The sequence below is a fragment of the Pseudomonas sp. C5pp genome, from assembly GCF_000814065.1.
Taxonomy (GTDB): domain Bacteria; phylum Pseudomonadota; class Gammaproteobacteria; order Pseudomonadales; family Pseudomonadaceae; genus Aquipseudomonas; species Aquipseudomonas asiatica.
Genome location: NZ_JWLN01000036.1, coordinates 36,441 through 57,704 on the forward strand (window position 1 = coordinate 36,441; position 21,264 = coordinate 57,704).

General features: G+C 63.6%; 26 protein-coding genes. 12 read left to right on the top strand and 14 right to left on the bottom strand.

The features are described 5' to 3' along the window. Positions 1-12: 12 nt before the first annotated feature. The gene (locus RR51_RS23765; protein WP_013972500.1) at positions 13-1,032 is read left to right on the top strand and encodes a branched-chain amino acid aminotransferase; all 1,020 of its coding nucleotides are present in this window, start codon (positions 13-15) and stop codon (positions 1,030-1,032) included. Positions 1,033-1,284: 252 nt separating this feature from the next. On the opposite strand, the gene RR51_RS23770 is transcribed toward RR51_RS23765, so the two are convergent. Further along, positions 1,285-1,713: a multidrug/biocide efflux PACE transporter gene (locus RR51_RS23770; protein ID WP_039614872.1), complete on the bottom strand. Its 429-nt coding sequence runs from the start codon at positions 1,711-1,713 to the stop codon at positions 1,285-1,287. Positions 1,714-1,805: 92 nt separating this feature from the next. Between RR51_RS23770 and RR51_RS23775 the strand changes: the two genes are divergently transcribed. After that, positions 1,806-2,669 carry a LysR family transcriptional regulator gene (locus RR51_RS23775; RefSeq protein WP_039614873.1) on the top strand — a complete coding sequence of 288 codons (864 nt, stop codon included), beginning with the start codon at positions 1,806-1,808 and terminating at the stop codon, positions 2,667-2,669. A 66-nt stretch (positions 2,670-2,735) separates the two neighbouring features. On the opposite strand, the gene RR51_RS29665 is transcribed toward RR51_RS23775, so the two are convergent. The 4 genes from RR51_RS29665 to RR51_RS23795 form a co-directional block, all read right to left on the bottom strand. Next, positions 2,736-3,749, bottom strand: a complete 1,014-nt coding sequence (locus tag RR51_RS29665) for an RHS repeat-associated core domain-containing protein (RefSeq protein ID WP_082044753.1) — start codon at positions 3,747-3,749, stop codon at positions 2,736-2,738. A 245-nt stretch (positions 3,750-3,994) separates the two neighbouring features. Continuing rightward, positions 3,995-4,888, bottom strand: coding sequence for a DUF2950 domain-containing protein (locus RR51_RS23785; protein WP_039614875.1), 894 nt, complete (start codon positions 4,886-4,888; stop codon positions 3,995-3,997). After that, positions 4,885-6,342 carry a DUF3300 domain-containing protein gene (locus RR51_RS23790; protein ID WP_039614876.1) on the bottom strand — a complete coding sequence of 486 codons (1,458 nt, stop codon included), beginning with the start codon at positions 6,340-6,342 and terminating at the stop codon, positions 4,885-4,887. Before RR51_RS23790 ends, RR51_RS23785 begins: the two co-directional genes overlap by 4 nt. Before the next feature lie 326 nt (positions 6,343-6,668). Next, the gene (locus RR51_RS23795) at positions 6,669-7,328 is read right to left on the bottom strand and encodes a VIT1/CCC1 transporter family protein (RefSeq protein ID WP_015270197.1); all 660 of its coding nucleotides are present in this window, start codon (positions 7,326-7,328) and stop codon (positions 6,669-6,671) included. Between the two features lie 122 nt (positions 7,329-7,450). Between RR51_RS23795 and RR51_RS23800 the strand changes: the two genes are divergently transcribed. Beyond that, positions 7,451-7,702 carry a hypothetical protein gene (locus RR51_RS23800; protein WP_004376383.1) on the top strand — a complete coding sequence of 84 codons (252 nt, stop codon included), beginning with the start codon at positions 7,451-7,453 and terminating at the stop codon, positions 7,700-7,702. 81 nt (positions 7,703-7,783) lie between these two features. Continuing rightward, positions 7,784-8,503: a TorF family putative porin gene (locus tag RR51_RS23805; protein WP_039614877.1), complete on the top strand. Its 720-nt coding sequence runs from the start codon at positions 7,784-7,786 to the stop codon at positions 8,501-8,503. Here RR51_RS23805 and RR51_RS23810 read toward each other — a convergent pair. Both RR51_RS23810 and RR51_RS23815 read right to left on the bottom strand, forming a co-directional pair. After that, the gene (locus RR51_RS23810) at positions 8,500-9,372 is read right to left on the bottom strand and encodes a DMT family transporter (protein ID WP_039614878.1); all 873 of its coding nucleotides are present in this window, start codon (positions 9,370-9,372) and stop codon (positions 8,500-8,502) included. The genes RR51_RS23805 and RR51_RS23810 overlap by 4 nt on opposite strands. A gap of 108 nt (positions 9,373-9,480) precedes the next feature. Next, positions 9,481-9,891, bottom strand: a complete 411-nt coding sequence (locus RR51_RS23815) for a RidA family protein (protein WP_039614879.1) — start codon at positions 9,889-9,891, stop codon at positions 9,481-9,483. Between the two features lie 225 nt (positions 9,892-10,116). On the opposite strand from RR51_RS23815, the gene RR51_RS23820 reads away from it, so the two are divergent. After that, positions 10,117-10,443, top strand: coding sequence for a hypothetical protein (locus RR51_RS23820; RefSeq protein ID WP_039614880.1), 327 nt, complete (start codon positions 10,117-10,119; stop codon positions 10,441-10,443). Between the two features lie 44 nt (positions 10,444-10,487). Here RR51_RS23820 and RR51_RS23825 read toward each other — a convergent pair whose 3' ends face one another. Together RR51_RS23825 and RR51_RS23830 are read right to left on the bottom strand one after the other, a co-directional pair. After that, positions 10,488-10,700 carry a PLDc N-terminal domain-containing protein gene (locus RR51_RS23825; RefSeq protein ID WP_013972488.1) on the bottom strand — a complete coding sequence of 71 codons (213 nt, stop codon included), beginning with the start codon at positions 10,698-10,700 and terminating at the stop codon, positions 10,488-10,490. Between the two features lie 223 nt (positions 10,701-10,923). After that, positions 10,924-11,394: a hypothetical protein gene (locus tag RR51_RS23830; RefSeq protein WP_039614881.1), complete on the bottom strand. Its 471-nt coding sequence runs from the start codon at positions 11,392-11,394 to the stop codon at positions 10,924-10,926. 160 nt (positions 11,395-11,554) lie between these two features. Here RR51_RS23830 and RR51_RS23835 point away from each other — a divergent pair, with 160 nt between their 5' ends. Continuing rightward, positions 11,555-12,562 (top strand): GlxA family transcriptional regulator, encoded by a 1,008-nt coding sequence (locus RR51_RS23835; protein WP_013972486.1) that lies wholly within the window; start codon positions 11,555-11,557, stop codon positions 12,560-12,562. 308 nt (positions 12,563-12,870) lie between these two features. Here RR51_RS23835 and RR51_RS23840 read toward each other — a convergent pair whose 3' ends face one another. Beyond that, complete coding sequence (locus tag RR51_RS23840; protein ID WP_039614882.1) at positions 12,871-13,623, bottom strand: anti-sigma factor family protein; 753 nt, start codon at positions 13,621-13,623, stop codon at positions 12,871-12,873. Beyond that, positions 13,620-14,141 (bottom strand): sigma-70 family RNA polymerase sigma factor, encoded by a 522-nt coding sequence (locus RR51_RS23845; protein ID WP_013972484.1) that lies wholly within the window; start codon positions 14,139-14,141, stop codon positions 13,620-13,622. The genes RR51_RS23840 and RR51_RS23845 overlap by 4 nt, the downstream gene beginning before the upstream one ends. A gap of 124 nt (positions 14,142-14,265) precedes the next feature. On the opposite strand from RR51_RS23845, the gene RR51_RS23850 reads away from it, so the two are divergent. The 4 genes from RR51_RS23850 to RR51_RS23865 all read left to right on the top strand — a co-directional run bounded on the left by RR51_RS23850 (position 14,266) and on the right by RR51_RS23865 (position 17,765). Then, on the top strand, positions 14,266-15,318 hold the full coding sequence (locus tag RR51_RS23850; protein WP_039614883.1) for a catalase family peroxidase: 1,053 nt from the start codon (positions 14,266-14,268) through the stop codon (positions 15,316-15,318). Beyond that, positions 15,315-15,848: a cytochrome b gene (locus RR51_RS23855; RefSeq protein ID WP_015270187.1), complete on the top strand. Its 534-nt coding sequence runs from the start codon at positions 15,315-15,317 to the stop codon at positions 15,846-15,848. The genes RR51_RS23850 and RR51_RS23855 overlap by 4 nt, the downstream gene beginning before the upstream one ends. A gap of 84 nt (positions 15,849-15,932) precedes the next feature. Continuing rightward, positions 15,933-17,138 (top strand): MFS transporter, encoded by a 1,206-nt coding sequence (locus RR51_RS23860; RefSeq protein ID WP_039614884.1) that lies wholly within the window; start codon positions 15,933-15,935, stop codon positions 17,136-17,138. An 81-nt stretch (positions 17,139-17,219) separates the two neighbouring features. Beyond that, on the top strand, positions 17,220-17,765 hold the full coding sequence (locus RR51_RS23865) for a cupin domain-containing protein (protein WP_003248033.1): 546 nt from the start codon (positions 17,220-17,222) through the stop codon (positions 17,763-17,765). A 94-nt stretch (positions 17,766-17,859) separates the two neighbouring features. Here RR51_RS23865 and RR51_RS23870 read toward each other — a convergent pair whose 3' ends face one another. Continuing rightward, a complete protein-coding gene (locus RR51_RS23870) occupies positions 17,860-18,471 on the bottom strand; it encodes a 2-hydroxychromene-2-carboxylate isomerase (RefSeq protein WP_039614885.1) in 612 nt (203 codons plus the stop codon). 31 nt (positions 18,472-18,502) lie between these two features. Further along, positions 18,503-19,234: an SDR family oxidoreductase gene (locus RR51_RS23875; RefSeq protein ID WP_039614886.1), complete on the bottom strand. Its 732-nt coding sequence runs from the start codon at positions 19,232-19,234 to the stop codon at positions 18,503-18,505. 89 nt (positions 19,235-19,323) lie between these two features. On the opposite strand from RR51_RS23875, the gene RR51_RS23880 reads away from it, so the two are divergent. After that, positions 19,324-19,887 carry a TetR/AcrR family transcriptional regulator gene (locus RR51_RS23880; protein ID WP_039614887.1) on the top strand — a complete coding sequence of 188 codons (564 nt, stop codon included), beginning with the start codon at positions 19,324-19,326 and terminating at the stop codon, positions 19,885-19,887. Continuing rightward, complete coding sequence (locus tag RR51_RS23885; protein ID WP_039614888.1) at positions 19,874-20,467, top strand: eCIS core domain-containing protein; 594 nt, start codon at positions 19,874-19,876, stop codon at positions 20,465-20,467. The genes RR51_RS23880 and RR51_RS23885 overlap by 14 nt, the downstream gene beginning before the upstream one ends. 113 nt (positions 20,468-20,580) lie before the next feature. On the opposite strand, the gene RR51_RS23890 is transcribed toward RR51_RS23885, so the two are convergent. Next, positions 20,581-21,264, bottom strand: a 684-nt coding sequence (locus RR51_RS23890; protein WP_039614893.1) for a bile acid:sodium symporter family protein, incomplete at its 5' end; no start/stop codon positions are given.

The window sequence follows — 21,264 nt, forward strand, 5'->3', positions numbered from 1 at the left end:
AATGAGGGTGTCATGAGCAACGAAAGCATTAATTGGGACAAGCTGGGTTTCGACTACATCAAGACCGACAAACGCTACCTGTCCGTATGGCGCAATGGCGAGTGGGACAAGGGCACCCTGACCGAAGACAACGTACTGCACATCAGTGAAGGCTCCACTGCCCTGCACTACGGCCAGCAGTGCTTCGAGGGCCTCAAGGCCTACCGTTGCAAGGACGGTTCGATCAACCTGTTCCGCCCGGACCAGAACGCCGCCCGCATGCAGCGCAGCTGCGCCCGCCTGCTGATGCCGCAGGTGCCGACCGATGTATTCATCGAGGCGTGCAAGCAAGTGGTCAAGGCCAACGAGAAGTTCGTGCCACCGCATGGTAAAGGCGCCCTCTACCTGCGCCCGTTCGTGATCGGCACCGGTGACAACATTGGCGTGCGCACCGCCCCCGAGTTCATCTTCTCGATCTTCGCCATCCCGGTTGGCTCGTACTTCAAGGGCGGCATGAAGCCGCACAACTTCCAGATCTCCAGCTTCGACCGCGCAGCCCCCCAAGGCACTGGCGCGGCCAAGGTCGGTGGCAACTACGCCGCCAGCCTGCAGCCGGGTGCAGAAGCGAAGAAAGCCAACTTCGCCGACGCCATCTACCTCGACCCGCTGACCCACACCAAGATCGAGGAAGTCGGTTCGGCCAACTTCTTCGGCATCACCGCCAACAACGAGTTCGTCACCCCGAAATCGGCTTCGGTGCTGCCGGGCATCACCCGCCTGTCGCTGATGGAACTGGCGCAATCGCGCCTGGGCCTGACCGTGATCGAAGGCGATGTGGAAATCAACAAGCTGGACCGCTTCATCGAAGCCGGCGCCTGCGGTACCGCTGCGGTGATCACCCCGATCGGCGGCATCGAGTACAACGGCAAGCTGCACGTGTTCCACGACTTGGAAAAGGTCGGCCCGGTTACCCAGAAGCTCTACAACGAGCTGACCGGTATCCAGAGCGGTGACGTGGAAGCACCGGCTGGCTGGATCGTCAAGGTTGCCTGAGGCGCTTTAACGGTTTGAAAAACGGGGCATGCCAGCGATGGCATGCCCCGTTTTTTTATGGGCTGACGCGGTCAACTATAGATGGCACCGGCTGCGCCAGTGTTCGCGGCTAAAGCCGCTCCCACAGGTACAGCGCAAGCCTGAAGTCTGCGCCGTCCCTGTAGGAGCGGCCTTGTGTCGCGAAAGGGCTGCGAAGCAGCCCAGGATATCCGCACAATGCACAAATCGATGAGCAGCGCAGGCAGATGGTTTTCATGCAAGGCGACGCTGCATCAGCAGGTGCCGGGCTTTGTCGAAGGCCCAGTTGTACAGCACGGTGTAGGGCAGGATGATCACGAAGAAGCCCAACTCCACCATGAACGCCTGCAGCAACGAAATCTCCAGCATCCACGCCGCCACCGGCAGGCACCACACCACCAGCCCGGCTTCGAAGCCCAGGCCGTGCACAAAGCGTGCGCTGGCCTTCCAGTGGATGCGCTCGACCTGCACGTAGCGGTCGACCAGCGCGTTGTAGACCATGTTCCACAGCATGGCGATCACCGACAGGGTCACCGCCAGCGCCCCCGCCGTCGCCAGCGACTTGCCCATGATCCAGGACAACAGCGGCGCACACAGCAGCACGGCGAACACTTCATAGCCGACGGCGTGAACCAGGCGTTCGGTGAAAGACACGTTTTTCATTGCAAATTCCATCCATCGCGTGAGTCGTGCTTCCTATTTTCTTTGATAGAACTGATACTCGCGACATAGCTACCATCGGCTTTATCAATACCATGCGCTACTCACCCGAAGCTCTGGTCGCCTTTGTCGAAGCCGCATCGCTGGGTTCGTTCTCCGCTGCGGCGCGCAAGTTGCGCAAAAGCCAGTCCACCATCAGCATCGCCATCGCCAATTTCGAGGCCGATGTGGGTTGCCCGTTGTTCGAGCGTGGCGGTCGCCACCCTACGCTGAACGAGGCTGGGCGGCAGGTGCTGAGCCATGTGGAGGCGATTCTCGATGCCAGCGCCCAGCTCGATGCTCTGGCGGTGCGGCTGGCGGAAAACGTCGAGGCACTGGTCTCGGTGGTGATGTCGGACAGCTACAGCGTCACCTTCCAGGGCGCGGTGATGGCCCGCTTCGCCCAGCACTACCCGCATACCGAGCTGCGCTGCGGCCCATCGGAAGATGCCGATGTGATCGAGCTGATCCAGCAGGGCCTGGCACATGTCGGCATTCTTGCCACCCAGCCCAGTTACCCTGCGGACGTTGCCGTTGCGCGCTTGCCAGAGCAGGCAGAGTTTGGGGTGTACGTGGCCAGCGGGCATCCGTTGGCGGCTTTGCCCCAGGTGCAGACGCAGCACCTGGAGAACGTCCGGCAGCTGTATATCAAGACCTATGCTCCCAGCCTGCACCACGGTCGTGGCCAAGCCTGGTCGGCACCGGACTACCTCACCTTGCTGGAGTTCGCCGTGCGCGGGTTCGGCTGGGCCGAACTGCCCAGGGCACTGGTGGCACGGTTTGGCAGTGGGCTGGTGGAGTTGCAGGTCGCGGGCTATCCACGGCGGGTGGATATGGACGTGGCCTGGTCCAGCCGGCGCGCGCTCGGGCCCGCGGGGCAGTGGCTGGTGCGGCAGATGCTGGAAAATAGTCCGCAATAAAATTTTATTCAAAGGGCGATGTGAAATGTGGCACGACTCGCGAATAAACCAATTAATCAATACAAATTATTCATTGGATGAGTATTTATTAATTATTCTTCTCGCCCCTTTCCTGATATTATCAATTGCACCAAGCGTAATGCTCGGAAAAGCTGTTTTTAATGTACCGGCAATATTAGCTCCACTCTGCCTTGCGTCCATTGCCAGTTGACGCGCCTGTCTACTTTCTTCAATCGTCATACCCGGAAACGTATGCTCATTTACCTGGTTCAGCACGGTGAACCTAGCCAAACCAGCTGGATTAGCCTTTATAACAGGTCTCCTCCGGTGATTTTCAGGCAAACGCATGCTTGACGCCACAGGAGTTCCTGCATTGGATGAAGACAACTCTGCAACATGAGTCGTCATTGCACGATCCCGGGGGGTCACCATCGTGTTCAATACCTGATCAGGCCGCGTCGAGTGCTGAGCTGGCGCAGCTTCTCGTTCAGGTGCGTAGGCCAGGTCCCAGCCTGGATGAGCATACATTTTATCAATCACTTCTTGAGGTGAGGGTCTTCCACTCTGGCCTAATGCCGGACGCTTGCTAAGAGTGTGACTTGGTGAAGGAAGTTTTCGTTTGAGCATATGCCCACTGGGATCACTGAAATTGACCGGATCACCCGCACAATAGGCATAACAGTTCAAGCCACCCGCTCCAAATGGGCTTTGGCTATCGGGACTCTGAAAACACATCAAGACCGGATTGAAGGCACGATAACCATTCCCGAGCAAATAGAGATACCACAGCAGCAGGTGACCATTGAATGCCGGTCGATGCAAGGGAATGTCATTGGGATTGTGATACCCATAGGCATTGTAAGTCACCGCCTCCGGCTGCCCCTGAGATCGGACGCCTACAACTGAATCCCCGCTGTCTGCAGCCAGTAATGCCGAGCGCGCTGTTTCTTGCTCCAGCCTGGTTTCTGCCAGAACGCCTGCCTGCCCTCTCATGCAGACCACGGCAGCGTCGCCTGACAAAGCGGTATGAACCCTGTCTTGCTGCATGAAAAAGCGCGTGTACTTCATTGGCGAGGTCATAGCTGGCTCCCGTGGATGAGGTAGCCATATTTTCGCGTCGGGCCCGATCAAACAACTGTCAGAAATGACAGGTACGGCTACCGTAAAACACTAAAAACCGATCTGGCGGTATGAAAGCCAGGGCTACCTTGCAGCCCATAGGTACCAAACCCCATCAGATGAGAGCCACTTTCTGCGCAGCGCAGTTTCAGTCGTCGGCTTCCATACCCGCAAACGAAACGATGCGGCTCAAAGGCCCTGCAGAGTCAGTCATCCACCGGCACATCCACCACCTTCCAGCTGTCATCCGGGTCGAAGCGTTTCATCTCCTTGGCCAGCTTGTCACCGTGCGGCCCGAGGTCTTTCTCGAACACCTCGCCGTCATGGCTGATCATGAAACTCATCACCCCGGTGTCATCGTACCTGGCCGGCCAGGCGACCATGGCGAAGCCACGGCTCATCTGGTTGCCGATCAGGTAACTGTAGGCACCACCAGGGGCGGATGGGCCCTGTGCATCGAGGATACGAAAGTGGTAGCCATACCAGTCGTCGCCAACCCGGTCCTGGCCGAACAGCGGGCCCAGCGGGCTGACCTGGCCATCGCCATCGTCGTCCCAGTACAGCCCGTCATGCTTGCCGGGCTCGCTGAATATCTTCTGCGCGTATTCCAGCGCACCGTTGCCGTTGTGGTCCTGGGTGGCGTACTCCATTTGCGCATCGTGATAGGCCAGCATCGACTGCATGGCACCCAGCTCGTTGCGGCCAATGCGCCGGGCGCGGATTTCGGCGCTGCCGGCCTTGAGGTCGAAGCGCCAACCCTGGTCGCCTTTGGTCAACGGAATAGGCAACGTCCAGTGATCACTGCCCACCGCGAGGATGGCCTTGTTTGTACCCGACAGGTTGATGCTGTGCTGCGCGCGATACTGCGCAAGGAACGTGTCCACATCACTGCGTTGCACACCACCGCGCGGTATGTAGGCACGCCAGTCATCACCCAGCAACCGGGCCAGGCGGGCTTCATCAGGTTTCTCCTCGCCCAGCGCCGCAACAAAGGATTCCACGGCCTTCTCCGGTGTCGGGAAGGCTTCCTGCGCAGCGGCCAGGGATGACCATGTCATACCGGCTGCGATTACCAGTGCCGCTATCGTTTGACGGTTCATCGACGGCCACCTACCCCGCGGCGTGCGGGCGCACTGGGCCGGGAAATCTGGTGCCCGGCGGCACGTGATGCGCTCGGTCGCTGGGCGAACGACTGGCTGGTGCGGCCACGGCTGGCCTGCACGCTGGTGCGCGAGGGTGAACGGACGCCGTCGAAGGCATTGTTACGCGCACGGCCGGCGGTATTGGAAGGCCGATTTTGTGCCAGCTGCCGCCCCTGGCCTTCGCCCTGCCTGCGCTGGTTCACCTGGCTGTTCTGCTGGCGAGCCTGGGTGTTGCGGGTTTCCTGTCGACGGTCGGTTGCCCTGGGGTTGTCGCTACGAGGCTGCATGCGGTTGCCGACCGAATTACCTGCCTGCGCCTCGCGCATCTGCTGGCGTGCCTGGCGGTTGCTGGTGGCCGGACGTTCGATGCCGGCCCGGTCCATCGACGCCCGGGCCTTGTCCCGCGCCTGGGCGCGTTGGGCGTCGTCACCGCGGAAGGCAGTACGCTGGGTGGCACCGTCCAGCTGGCGACCGTACTGCTGGCGGCTGCGAGAGTCGCGGTACGGCACGCCGTCGCGGTTGGCGGCGTTGTGCTGCCATTTGTTCTGGTTGTTGGTGATGCGGTTGTTGGCGTTGATGTTGTTGTAGCGGTTGACGTCGATGTCGATGTCGTTGTTGTCCCAGTCACAGTCGCCCCACAGCGAGGCTACGATCGCCACGCCGGTACCAAAGGCCAGGCCCGCCACCAGTGCAGAACCAGGGTAATACATGGGCGGTGGCGGGTAATACACCGGCGGCGAGGCCGGGTAGGCCCAGGTGCCGTAGCTGGTGGTCGGGTTGTAGCTGGGCACGTACACCACTTGCGGGTCGGCTGGCTCGATGATGATGGTGGTGGGCGGGCTACTGGCCGTAACCACCTGGGTACTGCTGCCGCTGGAGGCCGGTGCCGGGGCGGTCTGCACGGTCACGTTCTGGTACTGGTTGCTCTGCAGGTTGCCGGCGGCCTGGGCCTGGTGGCGCAGGCGCTGCACGCCGCCCATGACATCGTCGGGCTGCGCAAGGAAGGCGTCACCCAGGCGCTGCACCCAGACCGGGTCTTGCCCCAGGGTCGCCAGTACCTGCGGGAAGGCCACCAGCGCCTGTACACTCGGGTCCCAGGGCTGGTTCGCCACCTTCTTGACGGCATCGTCGCCGGTGGCCTTGGGGTTGGCCTTGGACCAGGTCACAGCTTCGCTCACCTGCCCCGGGTAAGTGGAGGCCATCAATACCTGTGCCAGCAGCGCATCGGGGTACAGCGCGATGGGTGCCAGCATCTGATCCAGTTGCTCCTGGGTGAACACCGGGTCCTTGGCCGCGACCGTGTCGGTTTGTGGTGCCGGGTCGGGGGCCGGTACATCCTCTGCCAGCACCAGGCCGGGCGTGGCACTCAGATACAGGATCACCGACAGGACCGCTGACAATGGCATGCGCATCGCATCTCTCCGTGAGATCAGGCCGCGTGGGTTAAGGGTAGCAATGGCGCTGCTTTTGGCCAGATACGGGGGCGCAAACTTTTCGCGCTCTAAGGGTGCGGTGGTTGCTGCTTTTGAATCTATATCAGGGCTGGGCTGAGATCTGTAATTGACTGTACCGGCCCTTTCGCGGGCACGCCCGCTCCCACAGGTACTCCACAATGTTCAAACCTGTGGTGATCCTGTGGGAGCGGGGGTGCCCGCGAAGAGGCCGGCGCATGCACAAGGCCGTATCCACAGCAAGGCCGTGAGCGCGCCCGCTACATAAAATACTGAGCGGGCAGTGCTCAACCGCCCAAGGCGATGATCGCCACGATCAGTGACGCCCCGACTACCGCCAGAACCACGCCGGTCAACAGGGTGCGGCCACCGGAATAGCGTGCCAGCAGCCAGCCCGCAAGGAAGAGCATGGCCAGGGCGACCAGGTTCGATACACGGATGGCCGTACCGGTGGTTTCGATCAGCAGGAACGGAATGACCATCGGGAAAGTTGCCAGTACCACCAGCAGGAAAGTGGCCAGGGCAGCCTTGAAATCATCCAGCCCCAGGCGTGCCGGCAGCGGGCGGCCAGCATCACGCAGCATGCGCCCGCGCAGCATCTCCAGCCCGTCTTCATCCAGTGCCAGGCCGATGCGCTCTGGCAGCGTATCGGCAATCAGCCTGCGCCCCTGGTTGATATCACCTGCTTGCAGGCGGGCCAGCAAGGTCCGGCTGCGGGTGCGTTCGGTCCAGGTACGCAGCAGGTAGATGACGGCATCGGCCAGGCCCCAGGCCAGGTTGCAGCCGAGCGCGGCAATCAGCATCAGCCGCGCGTCTTCGCGCCCTGCCGTGGCCACGCTCAGCGAGCCGATGAAGGTCATCGCCATCAACAGGCCGAAGATGACTTCGGTGATCCGGTCGATCGGTTCCAGCACGCCCCATTTTCGCGGTTGCTCGTCTTGCCCCATCGCACCCTCCCAGGAACCATCGATAGTCACTATCGAGAATGGCAATTTCTGCCGAACGACATGGCCGAATAACCTAGCTCCATCGACTCGCCGCCCACCACCCCGGCCCCTGGAGCTACCTGATGAACATCCTGGCCCGCCTGCTGTCCGCCACCCTTGCCGTCATTGCCATCGCCATCACCAGCGGCTGTGCCAGCCACCCCGAACTGCGTCCCTACACCGCCGAAGAAACCCGTCAACTGCAATTGGAAGCCTTGCAACGCCGTGGCCTGTCGCTGGACGACTACGAGCAGCAACGACGGGTAATCCAGCGTGCCGGCAACCTGCCCGTGGTGACCGAAGCTGCAGACGCCGACCGTTCGACCAAAGGCTGAATGGGCTAGCCGGCGGTTCCCTCACGTTACCTGCACAGGTATGCTTTACCGCTCAACCGCAAGCCTTCCAGGACGGAGACCATGACCAGGCCCCTTCTGTTGCTGAGTGCTGCACTGCTGTTCAGCCCCATGCTGCTGGCCCAACAGATCAAACGCGAACTGGGCGACTTCGACTTTACACTCGGCACCACCCCCTCACGCAGTATGGCCCAGGGGCTGATATCGCCCAGCGCCATCGGTGCGTTCCACGGTGGCCTCGACTTCAGCCACCCCAGCGGCTGGTACCTTGGCCAGTATGCCCCGAGCATGGGCGTGACGCCCGACTCCACCCTGCGGCTGGACAGTTACCTGGGCTACAAGCACCGGTTCGACAGTAGCCTGGGCTACGAGGTGGGGTTGATCCATTATAGTCAGCCAAACATTGCGGGCCCCGACAGCTATGCCCTGTACGGTGGTGTTTCGGTGCTGGGCAGCCGTTTCGGTGGAGCGCTGCGCGACAATCCCGACAACCGCACCGCCACGCTATTCGCCGACTTCGGCCAACTGCCGCTGTTTGATGTCGACCTGAGCGTCAAGCTCGCCCATCACCGCCTGGGTACGCCATTCACCATTGGTGATGGCAGCGAGGTGAATGCCTTTTCCGATTGGTCGCTGGAACTATCCCGGCCTTGGCTCGGCATCGACCTGAACCTGGTCTACAGCAACTCAAACCTCAGTGGTGGCGGGTGTGATGCGTATTCGGGCATCAACACCTATTGCGACAGCATGGTCACGCTCAAGGCGCAACGCCGTTTCTTTTAACGGCGCGACGCCAGCGCCAGGGCGATACCGCCCAGCACCACCACGCAGGCCACCAGCAAGCGCAACGACAATGGCTCGCCGATCAGGCCAACCCCGCCCAACGCCGCGATCACCGGGACGCTGAGCTGCATGGTCGCCGCCTGCTGCGCGCTGACTTGCCTGACCACGCTGTACCACACGGCATAGCCAGCACCGGACGCCAGCACACCAGAACCCAGCGCATACAGCACGCCGAGCGGGCTCAGGTGCAAGTCGGCGCCCAGCAACAGCATCGGCGCCAGCAGCACCAGGCACGGCAGGCTCCGGGTGAAATTGCCGGCAGTGTCGGCCAGCGGCCTGGGTGAACCTTTGCCCAGCAGCGTGTAAACGCCCCAGGCCACGCCAGACAGGGCCATCAGCAAGGCACTGGCAAAAGGTGGCGCCGCAGTACCGGGCAACAGCAGCACCAGCAGGCCGACGAAGGCGATCAGCATGCCCAGCAGCATCCGCGCGGTGATTTGTTCGCCTTTGTACCAGGCGAAGCCGAACATGGTGATCTGCACCGCGCCGAACAGCAGCAACGCACCCGCGCCTGCGCCCAGTTGCAGATATGCCGCAGAAAACAGGAATGCATAGAGGAACAGGGCCAAGCCGCCGCGCCAGCTCCCTCCCATGGCAAGCGCGGGTTTGTGCAGGCGGATCAACAGCAGCAGGAACAGTGCACCACTGGCCAGGCGCACCACGGTGAAGGAGGCTGGGTCGATGGCCCCATCCTTCAGCGCGAGCCGGCAGAATACCGAGTTGGCAGCGAAGGCCACCAGGCTGAAAAGTGCCGGCCAGATCCAGGCCCGGGCCTTGGGGTCGGTAAGCGTGGTGGTGCCGGTGCTCATGGTGTGGTCACCTTTGAGGTCAATTGTTGTTATAGCGGCCATGCTGGTTGGGCCAGCACCGATATACAACATAGTGTTTATCTGCCGCCACCACCGAATCGCCCGGACCTATGCAGCCGCCACTGCCTCGATCTCCACCAGCATGCCGTCCAGCGCCAACCGGGGTACCGGTATCAGCGTGCAGGTCGGTTTCATGCAACGGCCCCAGGCCCTGTCAGCCTCGGCTACCCATTCATGCAGTCGCGTTTCGGAATGCTCGACGATCAGCAGGGTCAGCTTGAACACCTGGGCCAGGCTGGCGCCTTTCGACGCCAGGGCAATCTCAAGGTTGGCCAGTGCCTGGCGCGCCTGCTCGGCGAACAGCGGCGACAGCTGCCCGTTGCGGTCCTCCCCGCCCTGGCCGGCGATGAACAACAGGCGGCTGTCGGCATGAACCTCGGCGACATGAGAGTAGGCATTGCCGCTGGGGTCGTACAGGCCTTCGGGATTGCTCAGCTGGAACGCGGTTGAATGGCTCACGGTAAACCCTCGATCAGTTGGAAGAAGGACGGAGTATCGAACCTTGAGTTAACTCGAGGTCAAGCGCGGTTTTCAGGAGGGCTTGCCCGCGAAACAGGCACCGACTGTAGGACGTTTCGCACAGCGCACGAGCTTCCGTGAACTACGCGTTCATATGCGAAGTGGCCGTCAGGCGCTAGATTGCGAGGCCCGGCATGGAGGCCTGTACGTAACAAGGATAAAGCGATGAGCAAATACAATTTTCAACTGGCCTACACCATCAAGCCAAACAACCCTGCCCGAGATGAAACCGATGCGGCGCAGGCGCGCCTGCACCTGCGCGAGAAAATTGGCTTGGACACCGTCGAGCACATTGAGACCACCTTGCTCGGGATGGTCACACTCAAAGGCGCCACACTTGCAGAGCGCAAGCACGAAGCCGAAAAGCTGCTTCACGACTACATCCATGAAGCGCTCAAGCAACTGCGTGTGCTGTCGACCGTGAAGTTCTACGGTTGCCTGATGGTGGACGGGCTGGGGTCAGCCATTCGCTTCGATATCCTGCCCAAGTGAACATCGACGGCCTCAGGCGCCCCCGCGGCTGAGGCCGTTCTCCATCATTTTTCCTGCAGTACCGCCCTGCCCTTCACCGCCCGAGGCCCGCGCCAGGCCCAGAACAGCAAGCCGGGGAACGGTGCGTAGACCACGAAGACGATCCACAGCATCTTGCGCTCGGCGCGCCGGTCACTGCCGATGATGTGCCAGATGGCCCAGATTTCCAGCAGGATCACAAAGGCCGCGACGATGATCCAGATCGTTCCTATTTCCATGAGCGCTCTCCCATTTGGCATGTAATGGGTTGGGTTGCAGAGGCTGCCGAGGGTTCAGATTGATTTGGTTGGCGGCATGGCACCGCGGCCCTTGTAGGAGCGGCCTTGTGTCGCGATGGGCTGCGCAGCGGCCCCAGGATTTTTGCCCTACAAAGGACCGCAGGGGGCTGCTATGCAGCCCATCGCGACACAAGGCCGCTCCTACAGGGAGCAGTGACAGCTCTCAATGCCGTGGTGCAGCTTCCAACGCCGCCTTCAACGTCGACGCATCGGCAAATGCCCGCTGGCTCACCAGCTTGCCCTGCTCCAGTTGCAACCACTGCACCTGGCCATCCTGCCCTGGATAACGACTGGCCACGCGCCCATCGCGGTCGAGCAGCACGCGGTAGTTGTAATCGCGCATGGCGGGGATGGCGAACAGCTTGCTGATCAGCGCCGGCATGCGCTGGATGTCGGCAACGAACACCGCATCGCGCGCCTCCAGGTAACCCTTGGGCTGTTCGGCCAGCGCCGCCTTCACCAGCTTGGCACCGTCCATGTCGCGTGCCACCAGCAGGATGTGCGTGCCGGCGGCGAGGCTATAGGCCTGGTCGTACTGGTCGAGCAGCGTCCACGGGGCGAGCTTGTCGCCCTGCTCCAGGGCATTGGCCAGCAATGGCATCAGGCAAAGCAACAGGGCAGCGGCATACTTCATCAAGGTATCCTCAGTGACAGGAGCATCAGCATAGCGGCAACGGGCCAAGCCAGACACGTTGCCTGAACACGACCTGGAATACGACACGGCCACCCGGGAGATTGTCTTTCACCCGGCCACCCGCCACACTCTCAAGGCCAGCCAGGAAGCGGAGTCCAGAGTGCCCACGCCACGCCAGTTCAGCAAGAAGACCAGTACCAGCAACATGCTGCGGCTGAAGTCCACCAGCGCCAATGCCCAAGCCCCCTATCGGGTCGATTTCGTATTGCTCGAACACTTCTCCATGGCCAGCTTCACCGTTGCCATGGACGTGCTGGTCACGGCCAACCTGCTGCGCGCCGACAGCTTTCGATTCACCCCACTGTCGCTTGCAGGCGACCGCGTGCTCAGCGACCTGGGGTTGGAATTGGTAGCTACCGAGTTATCCGCCGAGGCCCTGAAGGAGTTGGACCTGCTGGTGATCTGTGGCGGCCTGCGCACGCCATTGAAGTACCCCGAGCTTGACCGCCTGCTGGGCGATTGCGCGGCCCACGGCATGGCCCTGGGCGGGTTGTGGAACGGCGCGTGGTTCCTCGGCCGCGCCGGGGTGCTGGACGACTATGGCTGCAGTATCCACCCTGAGCAGCGCGCCAGCCTGTCCGAGCGCAGCCCGCAGACGCGGATCACCCCGGCCAGCTTCACTCTCGACCGCGACCGCCTCAGCGCTGCCAGCCCCAATGGTGCAATGGAGCTGATGCTCGGCCTGGTGCGCCGGCTGTATGGCGACGGCCTGGCCGAAGGCGTCGAGGAGATCCTGTCGTTCTCCGGTGCCCGCTATCGTCAGGTCGGCCCGGGCGCGAAGAAGTCCATGAGTTTGCACCTGCGCACCATCGTCGAGCTGATGGAGAACAACCTCGAGGAAACCCTCAGCCTCGACCAGTTGGCCGCCTACAGCGGGCGCTCGCGCCGACAGATCGACCGCCTGTTCCAGGCCCAGTTGGGCACTTCGCCGCGGCGTTACTACATGGAATTGCGCGTCACCAAAAGCCGCCGTCTACTGCAGTATTCCGACCTGTCGGTGATGGAGGTGGCAGTAGCCTGCGGGTTTGTTTCGGTGTCGCACTTCAGCAAATGCTATGCGGCTTACTTTGGCTACCCGCCGTCGCGTGAGCAGCGGTTGGGCGAGTGAGCAGGGGAAAATGGCAGGAATGTGTGGCCTGGCGAGGCCTCTTCGCCGGCGCGCCCGCTCCCATAGAACAACACATGACTCATTGGTTCGGCGAGGTCCTGTAGGAGCAGCCTTGTGCTGCGAAGAGGCCGGGGCTGACAAAGCCTGTCTATTGGCTGTACCGGCCTCTTCGCAGCACAAGGCTGCTCCTACAAAGGACGCGTCAGACGAGCGATATTGGTTCTCTGCGCGACAGCGCAGCCCAAAGGGCTGGGCAATCTCCCACAGGATCACCACAGCATCCACGTGCGATCCCGGCGAGAGCGGGCTCACAAACCCAAGCGCAACGCCTCACCCACCCCCGCCCCACGCAAATCGTCCACCGCGCTGACCAGAGCAAAGTTGTAGGCCCCATGCGACCAGTACCGCGCCTCCAGCTGCCCGTCCACGCGCTGCCCGTCCGGCATGCGCCGATAATGATCACCTGGTGAGCGCAGGAACAGGCTGATGCGCTGGCCCTTGCCATCCTCGAACACCAGCAATGCCGCCGGCCCCTGCTCATTGCTTAGCAGGCGCGCGCCCACCGGTTTGAAGCCGTAGCCCGCCAGGTCCGGCAAGTGGCCAACGCGGCTGAAGTGGCGCCCCAGCCAGTCGCGCAACTGGCCTGGGTCGCTGGCCTGGATATCCAAGGCCTGGCTACCGGCAAACAAGCGGTGCGCCTGGACGGCATCGGCCATCGGCAGCTCGGCACGCGCCAAGGTCGCATCGCGCACCTGCCAACCTCCCAGGCCACCTACGCCAAACGCCAGCAGCAACACCGCCGCCGTAGCCCAGCGGCGCTGGCGGCGTTGGCGCACTTGCCGGCGCAACTGCCCCAGGTCCAGCTGCGCCGCCCCGGGCACTTCGCCGAACCCGGCCAGCGCCGTACGCAGGCGGCGGGCGTCGGCACGCCAACCTTCGACCTTGGCCGCAGCGTGCGGGTTGGCCGCCAGCCAGGCTTGAACCTCGGCCCGGCGCGCAGGCTCCAGGCGCTCGTCGACATAAGCGTGCAGTTCGTCTTCGCTGGGGATCAGGCGCGTCATTTCAGTCTCCGCAAGGCCGGGGGCTGGGGGCTGCCCTCGGTCAATTCGCGCAAGGCATTGCGGGCGCGCGACAGGCGCGACATCACAGTGCCGATAGGGATGCCCAGGGCCTGGGCGGCCTCCTTGTAGCTCAAACCTTCAATGCTGACCAGCAGCAACAACGCACGCTGTTCTGCCGTGAGCCGGGCGAAAGCCTGCAGGTCGGCCTGGGCCAGGACAATGGCCTCGAGGTTGCCACCAACCGGCTCGTCATCGCGCTCGCCGCGGCCGAACCAGGACAGCCATCGCGCGTGCAGGCGCTCACGGCGCTTTCCATCGAGGAACAGCCGATAAAGGATGGTGAACAGCCAGGCCCGCAGGGCATCGGCATCACGTTGCTGGTCGCGCCGGCTCAAGGCCCGCTCGACCGTTGCCTGTACCAGGTCGTCGGCGCTGCCCGGCTCGCGGGTCAGCCACACGGCAAAGCGGCGCAGGCGGGCCAGCAGCTCGCGCCACTGGTGGTCGTCCAGATCATGCATGGCAAGGTCCCGGCCTCTGGGGTTGTCAGTGTAAGAGGCAGACGCCTGCGAGGAAAATCTATTCCCGGCAAGGGAATAAGTTTTTCTCTGCGCCGTCGTACCGGCACCTTCACTGAACCGGACAATGACCATGAACTCACCCCTGCACGGCCCGGCCAAGGCCCTGCGCCTGGCCGCCATCGGCGTCGTGATGCTGGGCGCGGGCGCCGCCTTTGCCTATGCCGCCGGCTGGGTTGGCGATACCCGCCTGACCCCACAACGCATCATCGACACCTTCGAAGCCCAAGCCGGGCATTACCCGGGTTACCGTAAGAACCACGCCAAGGGCCTGTGCGTCAGCGGCTACTTCCAGCCCAGCGGGCAGGCCGTCAGCCTGTCCACGGCGCGGGCGTTCAGCCAGCCGCGGGTGCCAGTGATCGGCCGCTTCGCCATCGGCGGCGCCAACCCGTTCGCGCCGGATACCGGCATACCGGTGCGCAGCCTGGCCATCGAGTTGAGCACCGACGACGGGCAGGTCTGGCGTACCGGCATGAACAACCCGCCGGTGCTGGCGGTGAGCACGCCACAAGCGTTCTATGAACAGGTACTGGCGGGGGCACCCGACCCGGCCACCGGCAAACCGGACCCGGGCAAACTGCAGGCGTTTTTCGCCGCCCACCCGGAAAGCGCGGCGTTTCGCCAATGGGCGGCGGGGTACAAGCCCAGCAACAGCTTCGCCAGCACGCAGTACCACAGCATCAACGCCTTCCGCCTGATCGACGCAAGCGGCGCGTCCCACCCCGTGCGTTGGCAACTGGAGCCGCAGACAGCGTTTGCCGCCCTGCCTGCCCAAGTCGATGACAAACAGTTCCTGCAGCACGACCTGCAGCAACGGCTGGCCCAGGGCCCGCTGCGCTGGACGCTGCGCCTGGTACTGGCGGAACCCGGCGATGCAGTGGACGACCCTGCCAGCCCGTGGCCTGCCGACCGACGCAGCGTGGACGCCGGCACGCTGGTACTGGAACAGGTCGACGGCCCCGAGCAAGGGGCCTGCCGCGACATCAACTTCGACCCGCTGATTCTACCCCGGGGCATCCAGGCCTCTACCGACCCGATTCTCGCCGCCCGTTCGGCCGCCTACTCGGAATCCTTCAACCGCCGCAGCCGCGAATCGCTCGACACCGGAGCCCACCCATGAAAACCGACGCCTTCCACCCCCTCGCCCGCCTGTTGCACTGGCTGATGGCCGTGCTGATCCTGGCCATGTTGTTCATCGGTGTGAGCATGGTCGCCGACCTGTCGCCGCGCCACCCCGTGCTGATCGGGTTGCACAAGGCAACCGGCCTGGCCCTGCTGGTGCTGGTGCTGCTGCGCATAGCCGTTCGCCTGGCCCTGCCCCACCCAGCCCTGCCGCGCGACCTGCCTGCACTGCAACGCTGGGCCGCCGGGGCTTCGCACCTGGTGCTCTACGGACTGATGCTTGCCATGCCGCTGCTGGGCTGGGCCATGCTGTCGGCCGGTGGCTACCCCCGCCCCCTGGGCTTGCCGGCCATTGCCCCCCATGACCTGCAACTGTATGCAGTGCTGCGCCAGGCCCATGGCTGGGCTGGCTACTTGCTGTTCGCCACGGTGCTGGTGCATGTGGGTGCGGCCTTGATGCACGCGTGGGTGCGCCGCGATGGCGTGTTGCGTAGCATGTGGCCTGGCCCGCTGCGCCGCAGCCAATGACGCTCGGCAGCCCAGGGGCTCGACACCGATAACGATTCCCAACAAGATCGGCTTTCTATTTGCCGTACCGCCCTGGACTGCCCTATGAATGTCGCAAAGGATCCTGCCACACTCGCACCCGCCAGTACCCTGGACTTGCGCCCCCTGCTGCTGGCCAACATGGCCTGCACCATGTCGATGATGGCCTTCGTCGCCCTGATCGGCCCGATCGCCCGCCAGCTCGGCATGGCCACTTGGCAAGCCGGTGCCGCCGTGACCGTGGCGGGCGTGGTCTGGGTGCTGCTGGCCCGGCCTTGGGGGCGCGCCGCAGACCGTCTGGGTCGTCGGCGCATCCTGCTGCTGGGCAGCGCCGGCTTCACCCTGGCCTACTGGCTGCTGTGCCTGTTCGTAGAAGGTGCGCTGCGCTGGCTGCCGGGGGCGACCCTGGCCTTCATCGGCCTGATGGTCGCGCGCGGCTGTATCGGCGCCTTCTATGCTGCCATCCCGGTGGGCTGCAATGCGCTGATCGCCGACCATGTCGAACCGCAACGCCGGGCCCGGGCCATGGCCTCGCTGGGGGCGGCCAACGCCGTCGGCCTGGTGGTGGGGCCGGCGCTGGCAGCGCTGCTGGCGCGGCATAGCCTGAGCCTGCCGTTCCATATCATGTCGCTGCTGCCGGCCAGTGCCTTTCTGGTCCTGCTGTTCACCCTGAAGCCGCAGGCGCTGCCGCACAGCCATGCTCCCAGCCCGGTGCGCCTGAACGACCCACGCCTGCGCCGGCCTTTGCTGGTGGCGTTCAGCGCCATGCTCAGCGTCACGGTATCGCAGATCATCGTCGGTTTCTTTGCCCTCGACCGCCTGCACCTGCGCCCTGCCGAGGCTGCGCAGGCCGCTGGCATCGCCCTGACCACGGTGGGTGTGGCGCTGATCCTGGCGCAGGTGCTGCTGCGCCAGCTGGAATGGCCGCCGTTGAAGATGATCCGGGTCGGCGCCACGGTTTCGGCCCTGGGCTTTGCCTGCGGCTCGCTGGCCACCACGGCGCCCTGGCTGTGGGCTTGCTACTTTGTCGCGGCGGCGGGCATGGGCTTTGTCTTCCCGGCGTTTTCGGCGCTGGCGGCCAATGCCATGCACGCCTCCGAGCAAGGCGCCACGGCCGGGTCCATCGGTGCTGCGCAGGGCATGGGCGCAGTGATCGGGCCGCTGGCCGGCACCTTGGTTTATGCCGTCGATCCACGCTTGCCATTTCTGGCGGTGGCGGCGCTGTTGCTGCTGGTCGGGTCATGGCCGATGCCGCGCGATCAGCGGGCCTGACAAGCACAGCGCGCAAGCGCGCAGAGTGTGTTTTAATGCGCATCGCTCATTATTATTGACACCTCTGATTACAAGGCGGCTATGGACACGGGGACGCGACTCAAACTGGTGCGTGAACGCAACAACCTCTCCCAACGGGAACTGGCCCGCCGCAGCGGGCTGACCAATTCGACGATCTCGCAGATCGAGCAGAATCGCGTCAGCCCTTCGGTCAGCTCCCTGAAAAAACTGCTCGAAGGCATTCCGATGAGCCTGGCGGAGTTCTTCAGTTTCGACGAGCCGGTGCGCGAAGAGCGCTACGTGTTCCGTGGCGGCGAGCAGCCAGACCTGGGCCGCAACGGCCTGCGCATGCTGCTGGTTGGCGCCAGCGTCGAAGGCCGGCAGATGCGCATGCTGCGTGAACTGTATGCACCGGGTGCCGATTCGGGCGAGCCGATCGTGCATGCCGAGGGTGAGGAGTGTGGCCTGGTCACACGCGGCACCGTCGAGTTGTGGGTCGATGGCCAGGTGAGCGTGCTCAACTCGGGCGACGGTTACTACATCCCCACTACCCTGCCGCACAGTTTCAAGAACATCGGCCCGGACGAGGCCGAAATCATCAGCGCCAACACCCCGGCGAACTTCTGACTGCTTTATGCGTGGGGGATGGCACCGGCTTCGCCGGTGTTCGCGGCTAAAGCCGCTCCCACAGGGAAAGCGCCAACCCTGTGGGAGCGCGCATTCAGGACGGGCTGTCGGCGTCCTGACGCAGGGCCTCTTCGACAAAGTCCAGGCGGTCCTGCCCGAAGAACATCTCGTCACCGACAAAACAGGTCGGCGCGCCGAACACCCCGCGCTCCACTGCAGCTTCGGTCGCGTGCCTGAGCGCGGACTTCACCTCGTCATCACCCGCCAGCGCGCGAAATGCCTGCGGGTCGAAGCCGCCCTGGCTCAGCGTGTCGTCGAGGACGGCGTTGTCGCCCAGGTTGCGGCGCTGCGCAAACAGACCATTGAACAGCACCGCCAGCAACGCATCGAACCGCTCCGGCGAACTCAGCTGGGTGCCCATTGCCCCGCGCATCAGGGTCAAGGTATTGACCGGGAACCCCGGCGGCAACCCGAACGGTACCCCGTAGCGCTCGGCGAAGCGCGCCAGGTCGGTGAACATGTAGCGGCCCTTGGCCGGAATCATCACCGGCGAGGCGTTGCCGGTGGCCTGGAAAACCCCGCCCAGCAGCATCGGCCGGTAACGCAGCGTGGCACCCTGGCGGGCACACAGGCCAGGCAGTTGAGTCCAGGCCAGATAGCTGGCCGGGCTGCCCAGGTCAAAAAAGAAATCGACAGTCTTGTTCATATGGTTACGGTCCTTGCTCGGTAAAAGGGGCTTACCAACGTTCCATCCAGGGGCGCAGGTCCAGCTCGAAGGTCCAGGCGTCGCGGGGCTGGGCGTGCAGGAACCAGTAGCTGTCGGCGATGTGGGCCGGGTCGAGGATGCCATCCTGGTCCTTGAGGGCGTAGCGCTCGGGGAAAGTGTCACGGATGAAGGCCGTGTCGATGGCCCCGTCAACCACCAAGTGGGCGACATGGATGTTCCGCGGCCCCAGCTCGCGCGCCATGCTCTGGGCCAGGGCGCGCAAGGCATGCTTGGCCCCGGCGAATGCCGCAAAGCCCGCCGCGCCACGAGTGCCAGCGGTGGCGCCGGTGAACAGGATGGTGCCACGCTCGCGCTGGACCATGCGCCGGGCCACCGCCTGGGCGGTAAGGAAACCGGCAAAACAGGCCATCTCCCAGATCTTGAAGTATTTGCGCGGGGTTTCCTCAAGAATGCTACAGGGCACATTGGCACCGATATTGAACACAAACGCTTCGATCGGGCCGATATCACGCTCGATGGTTTCGACCAGCGCCGCCACCTCCTCCTCCTTGCGCGCATCGGAGCCAAACCCGTGGGCCTGGCCGCCGGCAGCGCGGATTTCGTCCAGCAGCGGCTGCAACTTGTCAGCCTGGCGCCGGGTAACACAGGCAATGTAGCCCTCACGGGCAAAGCGCTTGGCGATCTCGCCGCCGGTAGCATCCCCCGCGCCAATCACGAGCACCACTTTTTGTTGTTCTGTCATGCCAGCCCCTATTAGTAAATGATCGTTTAGTAAACGAACGCTATGTTATGATCGCCGCCACCGTCAAGCCCGCCTGCAGAGGCAACTGAATGCGTTACACCAATGAACACAAACAGCAAACCCGCGAGCGGCTGCTGGCCAGCAGCGGCGCGCTGGCCAAACGCGGGGGCTTTTCCAGCACCGGCGTAGCCGGGCTGATGAAGGCGATCGGCCTGACCGGCGGGGCCTTCTACAACCACTTCCCGTCCAAGGACGACCTGTTCACCGAGGTAGTGCGGCAGGAATTGTGCAACAGCCCGCTGGCGTGCCTGACCAACCAGGGCGCCAGTCGCGAACGCCTGGGCCGTTGCCTGCAGCAGTATCTGAGCCTGGCCCACCTGCACAATGCCGAAGGTGGCTGCCCGCTGCCGCCATTGGGGGTGGAGATTGCCCGGGCCGAAGCACCGGTGCGTGCAGTGGCCGAGCATTGGCTGGTGGAGCTGCACCAGGCCTGGAGCGCGACCCTGGAAGACAGCGAATTGGCCTGGGTGCTGATCAGCCAGTGCGTCGGTGCCTTGCTGGTCGGGCGCATGCTGGCCACGGAAAGCGTGCAGTCGCAGGTACTGGACGCCAGCCGCCACTTTGTCGAGAAGGCCCTGCATGAAGCGGGTTAGTCTACTGCTGGGGCTACTGCTGAGCTTGCCTGCACTCGCCGAACAGGCCTGCCCGCCAGGGCAGTACCAGGTGTGCCTGATGGGATGTTTCTGTGCGCCCATCGACCCCGGCCAGGCCGGGCAGATTTTCAAGGACGTGGAAGTACTGGCTTCTTCCAGCCTGACCTACGCCTTGCAGCAGGCCCGCGACGAAGCCACCGCCAGCGGCGTCGAGCCGATCCCGTTGCATATCCGTGCGCAACTAGAACCCTGGTACGACTTTGCCGTGCTCGACGCGGCGCGCTTCCGGGTGGGTGACGAACAGCAGATGAGCGCGGCCAATGCGCTGCTGCAGAACCCCGATGTGAACGCCGTGACGCTGATCGACACGATCATTTTCCGCCGCCCCGCCGATGCCGAGGACAACGTGGCGTTGTGGGCACATGAGCTCAAGCATGTGCAGCAGTATCAGCAGCTGGGTGTGGAAGAGTTCGCCCGGCGCTACACGCGCAACTACGACGACCTGGAAGCGCCGGCCTACAAGATCGAGGCCGAGGTAGGCAAGGCGCTGCGCGAGCGTGGTTCAGGGCAGGCCAGATAAGCCAGGGGCTGCTTTGCAGCCCTTCGCCGGCAAGCCAGCTCCCACAGGGACTGCACAGGCCTTGAGAGCTGTGCGATCGAGGTGGGAGCTGGCGTGCCGGCGACAGGGCCCTGTCAGGATGCCGCCGAAGCTTCTTCAGCCACCTGCTCACGGCTGGCATAACGCTGCGCAAGCACTGCACAGACCATCAGCTGAATCTGGTGGAACAGCATCAGCGGCAGGATCATCGCGCCAATGCCACTGCCGACGAACAGCACCTGCGCCATTGGCACCCCGGTGGCCAGGCTCTTCTTCGAACCGGCGAACAGGATGGTAATGCGGTCCTCCAGGTCAAAGCCCAGCAGCTTGCCGAGCAGCCGGGTACCGTACAACACCACCGCCAACAAGATTCCGCACACGGCAAACAACCCGGCCAGGTGCTGCGGCGATACCGTGTGCCACAGCCCGGTGACCACCGCCTCGCTGAACGCGGTGTAGACCACCAGCAGGATCGAACCCTGGTCCACCACCTTGAGCCAGCGCGCATTGCGCTTGACCCAGGCACCGATCCAGCGCCGGGCGACCTGCCCGGCCACGAACGGCACCAGCAGCTGCAGGGTGATCTTCAGCACCGCATCCAGACCAGAACCGGTATCACCGCTGGCCCCCAGCAACATCATTACCAGCAACGGCGTGAGGAAGATACCCAGCAGGCTGGATGCCGCCGCACTGCAAATGGCCGCCGGCACGTTACCACGCGCCAGCGAAGTGAAGGCGATGGCCGACTGCACGGTAGCCGGCAAGGCACACAGGGGATA